The 12821-nt window shown below is 32.6% G+C and carries 10 protein-coding genes; 6 read left to right on the plus strand and 4 right to left on the minus strand.

What is annotated here, in order from left to right:
• Positions 1-180: 180 nt before the first annotated feature.
• The 4 genes from H1R17_RS11095 to H1R17_RS11110 are packed head-to-tail and all read right to left on the minus strand — an operon-like array spanning position 181 to position 6001.
• Positions 181-2592 carry an ABC transporter permease gene (locus tag H1R17_RS11095; RefSeq protein WP_163431158.1) on the minus strand — a complete coding sequence of 804 codons (2412 nt, stop codon included), beginning with the start codon at positions 2590-2592 and terminating at the stop codon, positions 181-183.
• An 11-nt stretch (positions 2593-2603) separates the two neighbouring features.
• Positions 2604-3311: an ABC transporter ATP-binding protein gene (locus H1R17_RS11100; RefSeq protein WP_163431159.1), complete on the minus strand. Its 708-nt coding sequence runs from the start codon at positions 3309-3311 to the stop codon at positions 2604-2606.
• 7 nt (positions 3312-3318) lie between these two features.
• Entirely contained in the window at positions 3319-4758 is a 1440-nt protein-coding gene (locus tag H1R17_RS11105; protein WP_163431160.1) for a S41 family peptidase, read from the minus strand.
• A 1-nt stretch (position 4759) separates the two neighbouring features.
• Positions 4760-6001, minus strand: a complete 1242-nt coding sequence (locus tag H1R17_RS11110; protein WP_163431161.1) for an efflux RND transporter periplasmic adaptor subunit — start codon at positions 5999-6001, stop codon at positions 4760-4762.
• 190 nt (positions 6002-6191) lie between these two features.
• Between H1R17_RS11110 and H1R17_RS11115 the strand changes: the two genes are divergently transcribed.
• The 6 genes from H1R17_RS11115 to H1R17_RS11140 all read left to right on the plus strand — a co-directional run bounded on the left by H1R17_RS11115 (position 6192) and on the right by H1R17_RS11140 (position 12737).
• Positions 6192-7529 (plus strand): sigma-54 dependent transcriptional regulator, encoded by a 1338-nt coding sequence (locus tag H1R17_RS11115; RefSeq protein ID WP_163431162.1) that lies wholly within the window; start codon positions 6192-6194, stop codon positions 7527-7529.
• Between the two features lie 3 nt (positions 7530-7532).
• The gene (locus H1R17_RS11120; RefSeq protein WP_163431163.1) at positions 7533-8861 is read left to right on the plus strand and encodes a PAS domain-containing sensor histidine kinase; all 1329 of its coding nucleotides are present in this window, start codon (positions 7533-7535) and stop codon (positions 8859-8861) included.
• 245 nt (positions 8862-9106) lie between these two features.
• Complete coding sequence (locus H1R17_RS11125) at positions 9107-9916, plus strand: AraC family transcriptional regulator (RefSeq protein ID WP_255481737.1); 810 nt, start codon at positions 9107-9109, stop codon at positions 9914-9916.
• 96 nt (positions 9917-10012) lie between these two features.
• Complete coding sequence (locus H1R17_RS11130) at positions 10013-10921, plus strand: alpha/beta hydrolase (RefSeq protein ID WP_163431165.1); 909 nt, start codon at positions 10013-10015, stop codon at positions 10919-10921.
• Positions 10922-11133: 212 nt separating this feature from the next.
• Positions 11134-12045: an alpha/beta hydrolase gene (locus H1R17_RS11135; RefSeq protein ID WP_163431166.1), complete on the plus strand. Its 912-nt coding sequence runs from the start codon at positions 11134-11136 to the stop codon at positions 12043-12045.
• 56 nt (positions 12046-12101) lie between these two features.
• Positions 12102-12737 carry an NAD(P)H-binding protein gene (locus H1R17_RS11140; RefSeq protein WP_163431167.1) on the plus strand — a complete coding sequence of 212 codons (636 nt, stop codon included), beginning with the start codon at positions 12102-12104 and terminating at the stop codon, positions 12735-12737.
• Positions 12738-12821: the final 84 nt, after the last annotated feature.

Consider the following 12821-nt stretch of genomic DNA (forward strand, 5'->3'; position numbering starts at 1 on the left):
TCGTACAAATAACTACTAAATAAAACTATAGTACAATCTATAAAAAAAGCAGTACGTTAGGTACTGCTTTTTTTGGAGTGTTTTTTTCTTGTATTACTTTTAAACTATTTAATTTACTGCTGCGCTTTTCCCAATAAAGGGAAAAACAACAACAGTAACAAACATAATTAATAGAGTAAATTATTCATATTTTATAAAGCGTAGCAAATTAATTTGTGTAGCTGTATATGCTTTTAAAAGTACTACAAGAAGGGTTAAGCAAACTAAAATTAAAAATGAGAATACGTATGTAAATGGATCTATGGTAATGCGGTAATTAAAATTATTTAACCATTGTTGCATAAGTAAATAGCTTGGAAACAAAGCAATGAAAAAACCTGCTATTGCCATGTATATGTATTGCTTGGTTAATAGTTTTATAAGTGTACTTGTTTGGGCACCTAATACTTTGCGTATTGCAATTTCTTTAAATCTGCGTTCTATGGTAAACGATGCTAATGCAAATAAACCAAACAAAGCTATGGTTAATACCACAATGTTTAAAATACGAAACATTTTTTGCTGTTTGGTATAGGTTTCATAAGAACGTGCAAACTTTTTATCTACAAAATCATATTCAAAAGGGGTATTTGCATCTACTTTCTTCTTCCAAAAAGTTTCAATAGCTGCAAGGGTTTCTTTTGTATGCTCTGGGTTTATTTTTATTAAAACATTGTTGATGTTTGATGTCATCCAATCAACTGTTTTTACATGCATAAAAAGCATTGGAGGAATTTCTTCTTGCGGAGATGTAAGATTAAAGTTGTTTACAATTCCTACCACCTTCATTTTTTGACCATTCCATGTAAAGCTGGTTCCTAAAGGTACATTTCCTCCTAAATCTTTTACAACTCGTTGGTTTATAAGTACATTTTCTATAGTATCTGATGCTATTGCATTGGTTAAATCTCTTCCTTCTTTTAGTTCTATTTTAAACATGTTTAAATAGCCAAAATCAAAAGCAATATTATGCGCTTGTGTAGAAAAAGTACTATTAGGTAATGAAAAACTAGAAGTTGATCCGGAACCGCTGCCAATATTAGCAGTACTTATGTTAACATTGGTAACGCCTTTTATTTTTAATAAATCATTTTTAAAAGAAGTGTACGAATTAAACTTGTTGTTAGCATAACCACCGTATTTAACACTAATAATTTGTTCTGCATTAAAGCCTAAATCTTTGTTGGCTAAGTGGTTTACTTGTTTGGTAACAATAAAACCGCTTACTATAAAGAAGGTAGCAATACTAAATTGTAAAATTAACATGCCGTTGCGCAACCAAATACCATTTTTACTACGAGCAAAATTACCTTTTAATACATTAATTTCTTTAAAGTTAGCAATATACAAAGCTGGGAAAAAGCCTGCACAAACTACTACAACTACAAAAATAAGTATTAAGTACAGCCAATAATGAGCTAAATGTATTTGCAACGCTTTATCAATTAAAGCATTGTAATAAGGCAAACACAACTCTGTTATGCATAAAGCAAAAAATAAGGCAAGCAAGGTAATTAAAGATGTTTCAAAAACAAATTGTGCTATTATATTTTTTTTAGAGGCACCAAATACTTTTTTTACACCTACTTCTTTAGCACGACGCATTGCTTGCGCAGTAGATAAATTAATGTAATTAATTATAGAAAGAGCCAAAATTAATACAGACAAACCTACGTTTATTTGTAAAAACAATCTATTGCCTTTGCCTTCTAAGAAACCTGTTACATTTTTACTTAAACGGGCATTGCTTAATGATTGTAGTTTAACTGTAAACTTGCCGTTTTCTTTAGTAAATTGTTCTAAAGTAACTCCTTGATCTTTAGCAGCAGGAATTAGTTTGTTGGTAGTTAAAACGTTTTCTGCAACTTGCTCTATTTCGGTAACATCTGTTGGTTGGTTTAGTTTTAATAGTAAACAATAATTATAATCGCCCCAAGCATTATTATCTTCAGAAAAACCATTCATATCAATAGAAATTACATATTTTGGTTGTACTGATGATGGTTTTTGCGAAACATAAACACCCATTACTCTTAGTTTTTCACCATTCATAATAACGGTTTGATTAATGGGGTTTTGCTTGCCAAAAAGCAGAACTGCTTCTTTTTCTTCTAAAGCAATGGCATTTTTGTTGTTTTTAAATGCTTCTTTACTTCCTTTTGTAAATTCAAACGGAAAAAAGTCAAAGAAATTGGTTTGCGCAACCAACACTTGGTTTACATAAAAGTTTTTGCTGTTTACAACAATATTATCATTTAGATAAAAAGGTAAGTAATAACAGTAATCTTTTAATTTACTTGTTTTTACTTTGATGTTTTTAGCTAATGGCGATTGAGAATAGCCCCAAGTGTCGCCATTTGGTAAAACACTTAGTACTTCATAAACGTGCTCTTTTTCAGAGTTCCATTGGTCGTAGCTTTTTTCACTTTGCCAATAAAGAGTAGAGAAAATAACGCCCGTAATACCAATAGCCAAACCAACTATGGTTAACAACGTAAAGGTTTTATTTTTAACGGAATGGTTAATGAATATTTGAAACCAACTTTTAATCATTTGTACGCAAGTTATTTTTGATGGGTAAATACATTTACATTTCTTTGGTTTTGTTTTTCGCTTAAAATAGCACCGTCTTTCATGGTAATAATAGTATCAGAATAAGCAGCATCTTGTGCAGAGTGTGTTACCATAAGTATGGTAGTACCTTGTTGATGTAAATTGGTAAGTAGTTCCATTACTTCGGTACCGTTTGTACTATCTAAATTACCTGTAGGCTCATCGGCTAAAATTAGTTTAGGGTTCATAACCAATGCACGCGCTACAGCTACACGTTGTTGTTGCCCACCAGAAAGTTGTTGCGGAAAATGTTGTAATCTGTGTAAAATATTTAGTTTTTCGGCTATTTCTTGAACTCTTTTTTTTCTTTCGGCTTTTGAAACTTTTGCATAAATCATGGGTAATTCAATATTATCATAGACCGATAATTCATCAATCAAATTAAAATTTTGAAAAATAAAACCAATGGTATCTTTGCGTACTTTAGCACGTTTAGCTTCGGTACTTTTTGCCATTTCTTCATTTAAAATAATGTAACTGCCTTCGTTAAAATCATCAAGTAAACCAATAATATTTAATAAGGTTGATTTTCCGCAACCCGATGGTCCCATGATAGAAACAAATGCCCCCGATTTTATTTCAAAACTTATATTGTTTAGTGCTTTGGTTTGAATTGATTCTGTTACAAACACTTTTGAAAGATTTTCTATTTTTATCATCTTGTTCTTAGTTGTTTAAAATATCATTTGTTTGTGAAACCCAATCTTGCTCAGGTATATCATCGTCCATAAAATAATCAGGTTGAATACCAATTTCATCAATTACAAAACCAGGAATTCGTTTGCTTATAGAAAGGGCATACCCTAATTGAAATTCTTTACAAGGCGAATCTACAAAATACATGTTTGATATATCCAATACACCATGGGTAGTTCTACCAAATAGCTTTACTTTTTTGCTTTGTTTGGCTGCAAGCAAAAATTGCTCATCTGTACTACCGTTTCCTTTGTTAATAATGATGCCAATGTTTTTAGGATATTCATATATGGTGTCTAAACTTGTTTGACTTACATCATAAGTATTTAAACCTACATATTTACCTAAGTTTTTATTTAATTTATCATAAGCAGTTTGAGCCCATTTTTTACCTTCGTCATCAAAACCATATTCTGGTTTGTTTATAAAATCAAGCATGCGTTGATTGTTTAATTGAGTAGATCTAAACTGAACCCCTACGGTTCTTATAGGGTTTGTATATAAATACGGAATTAGTTCATTAAAACTAGCATCGCTACCGCCTGTGCCATTTCGTATGTCAATAATTAAATTTTCGGTTTTTAAAATAAGCGCTTTATTGCTTGCTAATAAACTATCAATAGTAGCTTTATTTTCCTGACGGAAAGAAGGAATACGCAACATTAACGTTTTACTGTTTAATTGTTCTATATATGGTTTTTTAGCTTGCAACATGGTTAAATAAGCTTCTACTTTTTCATCTGTTGGTAACTTAGGGTATACTCTTTTTAAAAGCATATTTCCTATTTTTAAGTAATTGCTACCCATTAATTCAATTGTATTTGATTTTATGGCAGAATGATCGCGCATGTAAAAAGTACTGCTTTGTGTTTTGGTATCGATTTTTAATTTCACTTGGTCTTTTTTCCAAGTATCAGCACCCGATTCTATAATAAAACCAATGTAATTGGTACCTTGTTTCTTAATACCTATTTTATAAGGCTCTGTGAACCAAATACCTTCATAATCGGTTTCTTTTTTCAGTTTTAAATAGTTTTCAAATTTAGGTACATCAACTTTAAAGGTTTCCCAATTAGAAAAATCTTGCTTTGTTGTTGTAGCAGTATTTTGCTCTTGTATTTTGTCTGACAACGAAATGTCAATATGTCCTGATCTAAAAAACTCTAACCATTCATATAAAACATCAGTACAGGTAACAATATCCTTAGCATCTTTAATTTTAGTTGCAATTCTTTGATTATGGTCTGTATATGCTTGTTGCCCTTTTTTTGCAATGATGTGTTCAAAACCGGCATCGTTTTCTTCAAATGTTTTCTTTACCCATTCAAAATTACTTTCGCATGAGCAATTTTGTGCATAACCCAATGCAATTGTGGCAAATAAAGCAATTACTGTTGTAAGTTTTTTCATTTTAATTTATAATGTTTAATTCTTGTATTAATTGATAATCTTCGTAATTTGATGTAATGATTTTTTCACCATTCTTTAAGCCAGATATAACTTCATAAACCTGAGGGTTTTCTCTACCTAATTCTATTTTTCTTCTTTTAGCTTTGTTATTTTCTACTACAAATATCCATTTGCCTTGTGTGGTGGTGTAGAAAGATCCTTTTGGAAGTACTTTAATACGTTGTTTTTCAGAAAGTGTTAGTTTTACACCTACAGAAAGTCCTTCTTGTAAATTGTTGGGTATCTTGTCTATAAACTCTAATTCGGTTTTAAACTTTCCGTTTTTTATTTCGGGCGATATCTTAACGACTTTTACTTTTATCATCTGCTCTTTTATTTCAATTTGTCCGTATTGTTGTTCTTGCATGCGGTCTAAATAATATTCATCAACCATAGCAACTAGTTTGTAACCACTTAGTATATCTATCTTTCCAATACTTTTGCCCGCTTCAACAGATTGTCCCATAGCTAGTTCAAATGAATTCAACCTTCCAGTTTCTGGAGCTACTATTAAAAAGTTCTTTTTGTTTTGCCTTAATATATTCAGGCTTTTTTGCATGATAGCCAATGCATCATCAATTTGTTTTAATTGCAAAACATTCGATTCTTTTTCTCTGGTTAATGATTTTTGTATAATTGCCTTGCGTTCTTGTTGGTATCTGTATTTTTCCTGAGTGCGTTCCCAATCGTTTCTAGACACAACTTCTTTTTCATAGAGCTTTTTATTAACATCAAATTCAGACTTTGCTTGGTTGTAATCATGATCAATAGCAACAAAATCTTTTGATAAGCTTAATTCTTGGTTGCGTATGGTTAATTTAGCTACGTTTAACTGATTCATTTGTTCAATAATTGCCGTTTCTTGTGTTAGGTAATTAAGTTCTGTATTTGGATTGTATAATTGAGCAATGGGCATTCCTTTGGTTACCATAGCGCCATTTTCGGTAAATAATTCTTGAACAGATCCGCTTTCTATTACATTAATTAAAATAGAATGTAAGGGTTGAATTTGAGCCTGAAAAACGATATAATCTTCAAAGTAATCTTCTGTTACTTCTTTAATCATTAATTCAGATTTATTTACAGTTAATGTACGAGGCTGTTGCATGATGTAAACACAACCAACAAGTACTAAAATTAGGGCTGCAAGTATAAATGCTAACCTTTTATATTTTTTAGTTTTTGTGTTGATTTTAGTGTCCATTATTTTATAAATTTACCAAACAAGTATTGCTTTTCAATAGCATTTTGTTACTTATAAGCTTCTAAATAACGTGCCATTTATTTATATTTTGGTAATTGCTTATAACGTATGATATTAAGAAAAAAAGAAAAAATAAAACTGTCCGTAAATGAACACTAAACTGTTCGGTTATGTACACCAAAGAAAAGTTATGAGAAAAACACAAGCCACTATTTTAATAATTGATGATCAAGAAGAAATCTTAATTGCAGGTAAATTGTTATTAAAAAGACTTTTTGAAGTGGTTTTAACTTGTTCTAATCCAAAACAAATTCCTGAATTACTACAACAAAATGAAATTGATGTAATAATAATGGACATGAATTTTAGGACAGGTTATGAAAACGGTAAAGAAGGTATTTTTTGGCTGAAAGAAATACACCAATTACAACCCAATGTTAAGGTTATTCTCATGACATCTTACGGAAGTATAGAAACGGCAGTTGAAGGATTGAAATTAGGCGCTATTGATTATGTTCTAAAGCCTTGGGATAACGAAAAATTAATCCAACAAATAAAAGATACAGTAAAACAAAAACGTAAAACCAAAAGCCTTGTAACAGAAAATCAAGTTTTTTTAGGAAATGCTCCTGCCATTCAAAAAGTATACAAGTTAACAGAACGTATTGCAGCAACCAATGCTACATTGCTTATTTTGGGAGAAAATGGCACAGGTAAATCTTTATTAGCCAAAACCATTCATGAACAATCAAATAGAAGTAAAGAGCCTTTTATTCAAGTTGATTTAGGGGCTTTAAATGTTAATTTGTTTGAAAGCGAGTTGTTTGGTTATGCAAAAGGTGCTTTTACTGATGCTAAAGAAGATACCATGGGTAGATTTGAAAATGCAAACGGAGGTACTTTGTTTTTAGATGAAATTGGTAATGTACCACTGCATTTACAAGCAAAGCTATTGCAAGTTATTCAGAACAAAGAAATTACTAGAGTAGGAGAGAGCAAGCCTAGAAAAGTAGATGTACGTATTATTACAGCTACCAATACTAATTTAGAGGAGGCAGTGGCAAATGGTACTTTTAGAGAAGATTTGTTGTATCGTATAAATACTATTGCTGTAAAAATGCCTGCATTAAAACAACGAAAAGAAGATATTATTCCTATGATACAATTTTTTTTGGTACAGGCAGCAACTACTTATGATCTTGAAGTTCCAAGTATCAGTGAAGCTCTTTTACAGCAGTTAGAGCAATATGCGTGGAACGGTAACATACGTGAATTGCAAAATAGGATGGAACGTGCCGTTATTTTAGCAGAGAATAATGAAATAACCTTAGAAAATTTAGGGTTTGATGCACCTATTTCTGTACATATTGAGGACGAAGTTTTAAAACTTGCAGATATTGAAAAGAACAAAATCATAGAAAGATTGCACTTTTATAACGGAAATATCTCCAAAACGGCTGAAGATTTAGGTATTTCAAGACCTGCTTTGTACCGTAAACTAGAAAAATACCATATTTCTTACTTATAGATTATGAAACAACCGCATTTTGCTATTTTGTTAGGGTTCCGACTCTCACTTGCGTTTACGTTCCTGTTTTTAGCGGCTTTTTTTGCCTTTAAAAGCTATGTTTTCACTTTTGTTTTTTTGTTAATCGTTGCCTTTTGTATTGTTGCCGAGTTAGTGTACTTTGTAAATAGGTATTTCTCACAAAATCAAAAAATAATAAATGCATTGCTTTTCAATGATTTTAGTTTAAACATAAATAATGTAACTACTAAGAAAAGTAAGAGTTTGCATAAGTTGTATCAAAAAATAAAAGAAGAGCATACTGTAAACAAGTCTAAAGAAATAGTGTATCAGCAGTTACTCAATGCGGTTCCATTAGGTTTTTTGGTTTTAAAGGCTACAACAAAACAGCGTTCAGTAGTATTCATGAACCAGCATTTTCAAAACTTGTTTCAACTACCTCCTTCAACTTCGTGGGATTATTTAAAAAAGTTTATCCCTCAATTTTGTCATGTTTTAGAACAAAACAATTTCGAATACCAAAAGACCACACTTGATATTCAAATAAATAACGAAGAAAAGCAAACTTACATGCTACAAGTTTCAACTACAAACATTGCGCAAGAAATGTATCACGTAGTGTTTTTAGATTCTATACAACGCGTAATAGACACAACTGAAAAAGAAGCTTGGATGAATATTATGAAAGTTATGGCGCATGAAATAATCAATTCTTTAACCCCCATATATTCTCTTGCTAACTCAACTAAAATGTATTTGGAAGAAGATGTTCTTGCAAAGCAAGATATAGAAGATATTAGGTTAAGTCTTGATACTATAATGAGTCGGAGCGTACATTTACAAAAATTTGTAGAGCAATACCGTCAATTAACAATGCTTTCTATGCCTGTGAAAGCAAACCACGATTTAAAAGAACTAATCAATAAAATAATACATTCTTTTCATGCAACTTTTCAAGAAACCAACATTGAATGTAGTTTGGATATTCCAAGTAATCTCATAGTACAAGTAGATAGGGTACAATTTGAACAGGTTTTAATCAACCTAATAAAAAATGCAATACATTCAGTAGCAAATACTCCTGTAAAAGAAATTAAAATTCACACAAAACAAACCGAAAACCGACTGTACATATTTATTCAAGATTCTGGTGAACATATTGATCAAGAAATAGTTTCAAAAATTTTCTTACCTTTTTTTACCACACGCAAAGAAGGTGCTGGTATAGGTTTATCTCTGTCAAAAAGTATTATTGAAGCACATCGCGGCTATTTATATTACCAACAAAATGAAGATACCAAGCAATTTGTAATTGTGCTGACACAAATTTAAAAAAGGCAAATATCTAATCTTAATGCTTAGGTTCAGTATAATTAGTATTTTGTCATACTTTTAAATAAAGCATATTGCAAATTTGGATATAGCAGTGTAACGGTTGTTTACTAACCTGTAAAATGTATCTTTTTGCAAGTAATTTATGTCCAAGTTAGCGGAAACGGTTTTATATTTTTGTACCTTTCAAATACTATATTTTTCAAATGGCTAAAACCTTCAACATACCGTCTTTCCTCAAATATATGAACATCGATGCGTCGGATAACAATCAGATTCAGGTGATTCATTACGACGAACATCCTAATTTATTGCTGGAATCGGGTCCTGTTCAGCTCGATTTTTATTTGATGGCATTGAAGGACAATATTGATGTGGCGCCACCGATTGAAGAAATGTCCAGCGCGTATATTTTCTTAGACAAACCCGGAAATATCCTCGAATGGAAATTAGATAAACCTTTTTCGGGATATGCGATTTTCATCAATTCAAAGTTGTTGGATAAGTTTGCAAAAGATTATTCATTTTCGGGTTATACACGCCACGAAGCCTTGTATTTAACGGAAAGAGAGAATAAAATTCTGTTCGATTTATTTATTAAAGCTTTTGACGAATTTAAAAATGAAAACGCTTCCAATGATGTTTTGATTTCCTACGCGACGCTCATTCTTTCGTACACCAAAAACTATTACGAAAGACAGTTTCAGGACAGGAGCAAGGTCTATAATAAGGTTGTTGCGGATTTTTACAAGCAACTCGACCAATATTATACAGATGATAATCACAAAGAAGTTTTGCCCACTGTTGCGCATTTTGCGGACAAAGCCAATCTTTCTACCAATTATTTTGGTGATGTGATTAAGCATTATACAGGACAATCGCCTTTAGAATTGATTCATGAAAACATTATCCAAGTGGCGAAGAAAATGTTACTCAACACAAAAGACTCGGTTAATGAAATTGCCTATAGTTTAGGCTTCGAATATCCGAACTATTTTAGTCGCTTTTTTACCAAAAAAACGGGTTTATCTCCCAAAGTTTTTAGGAATCAGTAAAATGTATCTTTTTTAGAGTAAAACGTCTTCAAAACCTGCCTACGTCTCGCTATACCTTTGTCCTATCAAAATTGATAAACAAAAACGAGACAAAAAATGGCAACAAAAAAAGTACAATACAAGAGCGAAGATCGTGGCATTTCTGCGACCCTTTTTTTACCAAAAGATTTTAGCGAATCTAAAAAATATCCTGCAATCGTAGTAGGTCACCCTGCTGGTGGCGTTAAAGAACAAACCGCAGGAATTTATGCGGAGAAAATGGCGGAGCAAGGTTATGTAGCTTTGGCTTTTGATGCAAGTTTTCAAGGGGAAAGCACGGGAACGCCAAGACATCAAGAAAATCCATATTATAGAGTTCAAGATTTTTCTGCAGCAATCGATTTTTTACAAACTCAAACATTTATTGATGTTGAAAAAATTGGCGCTATCGGAATTTGTGCAAGCGGTGGTTACCTAACGGCTGCTGCAAAACAAGATCACAGAATTAAAGCTTTGATAACGGTGAGTGGTGTTGATATCGGCGAAATGTACCACAAAGGTTGGAACGGAAAAGGTGGAACGGTAAATATCATCGAAACTTTGGGCAGCGTTGCAAAGCAAAGAACTGCAGAAACCAAAGGCGCAGAACCTGTTTATCTGAATTGGGTTGGACAACGAAATGAAGATTACGGCAAAGAAGCAACCGACGGTTACGATTATTACAGAACGCCTCGTGCGCAACACCCAAACGCAACGGGAGAATATTTGCTAACAGATCTTAGTGCATTGATTGCTTTTAGAGCTTTTGACCGTATCGATAGCCTTTTGACACAGCCTTTGTTGGTGATTGCAGGCGATCAAGCGAATTCCTTTTGGAATAGTGAATTTCTTTTCAACAATGCAGCAAGCGAAAACAAAGAACTTTTTGTGATAAAAGGAGCAAATCATTTCGATTTATATGACGTTACAGAATACGTAAATCAAGCCGTAGAAAAAGCAACAATATTTTTCGATAACGCATTATAATTTAATTTAAAAAATAAGAATACCCTTTTTATTAAAGATTTACGGTTTGTCATTCTGAACGTAGCAAAGCGAAGTGAAGAATCTAAATTTAATAAGAGATTCTTCCTTCGTCAGAATGACAAAAAAACGTTGAATTTAGTATTAATATTAAAAAAGGTAGACTCAATAAAACAATTTCTAAACTAAATAATAACAAACAAAATTTTAAAAAAATGAAAAAGTCAGTAACATTCAAAGCATTGTATTGGGATATCGCAGCAGATTTAGTATTCCCGCCATACTTCGACGAAAACAAAAAATATCCAGTAATCGTCAGCACACATCCAATCGGAAGTTGTAAAGAACAAACTTCGGGTAACGTGTACGGAAAAGCATTTGCAGAAGAAGGTTTCGTGGTTTTAGTTCCCGATGCGTCTTTCCAAGGGGAAAGCGGTGGCGAACCAAGATTTTTGGAAGATCCATCTTTCAGAGTAGAAGATTATAGTTATGCAATTGATTATTTGGTAACACTACCTTTCGTTGACGAAAAACGTATCGGTGTGTTAGGAATCTGTGGTGCAGGTGGCTATTCCATCAATGCAACAATGAAAGAACGTCGTATTAAAGCAGTTGCAACCCTTACTGGAGCAAATTACGGTCGAGTAATGCGTGAGTTTGGTGACCCAATTGCAAATCTTGAAGCTATTGCAGAACAAAGAACTGCAGAAGCGAGAGGCGCTGCTTTGAGAGTTGATCAAGGTTTGTACCCAACAGTTGAAGCTGCCGAAGCTGATAATGCTAATATCGACCTTTTGGAGGCGACAAAATATTACCGTACTTCTCGTGGTGAAAGCACAAATGGTGTGAACAAAACTTTATTCTCGCACAATGCAACAGCCATCACTTGGGATGCTTACAATTTGGCAGAAAAACTATTAACACAACCATTATTGGTAATTGTTGGCGGAATTCCGGGAGGATTTGGAGCTTACAGAGACGGTTTTGAAATCGTTCGTCGTGCAGCTTCAACCAAAAAAGAATTGGTAGTAATCGAAGGTTGGTCTCATTACGATTTGTATGACAAACCAGAACCAGTAAAACAAGCATTGGCTAAATTGATTCCTTTCTATCAAGAAAATCTTTAATAAAATCCACAGATGCATTGTTGAAAAGCAATGCATCTGTTTTAAAAATTTAAAAAATGAAAACAAAAGTTTTAGTACTTGGCGCAGCAGGAGCGATTGCTCAACACGTCATCGAATTTTTACATAACTATACTAATATTGAATTAACGCTCTTTGCAAGACATGCAAGTCAACTTAGTAAATATGCATCTACAGCGAAAATTATTGAAGGTGACATCGCTAATCCAGAATTGTTAAATGAAGCCATCAAAGATCAGGACATTGTTTACGCAAACCTTTCAGGCGATGTTGATAAATTAGCGACTTTAATTTCCAATACAATGACACAGAACGGAATTCAGCGATTAATTTTCGTGACATGTTTAGGTGTATACAACGAAGTTGCAGGAAAATTTGGAGAATGGAATAATAGAATGATTGGATCGGATTTAGTGCGTTACGGAAAAGCAACCAAAATTATTGAAGATTCAAAACTCGATTACACTGTTGTTCGTCCATCTTGGTTAACCAACAACGATGAGGTTGATTTTGAAACCACACAGAAAGGCGAAGCATTTATAGGAACCGAAGTTTCCAGAAAAGCCGTTGCTGCTTACATTACCGAAGTTATCATGAATCCAACTAAAGATTCAAAAGCAAGTGTTGGTGTTAACAAACCTGGTGTTTACGGTGATAAACCTAATTTTTATTAGAAGTGGATTCAAGTTTCAGATACGTTTTAAAAGTCAGTTATTTAGTAGCTGACTTTTTTATTATTGTTCTACTTTAAAATTATT

Origin of the sequence: Flavobacterium sp. xlx-214 (assembly GCF_013874595.1) — a bacterium.
Classification (GTDB): Bacteria; Bacteroidota; Bacteroidia; order Flavobacteriales; family Flavobacteriaceae; genus Flavobacterium.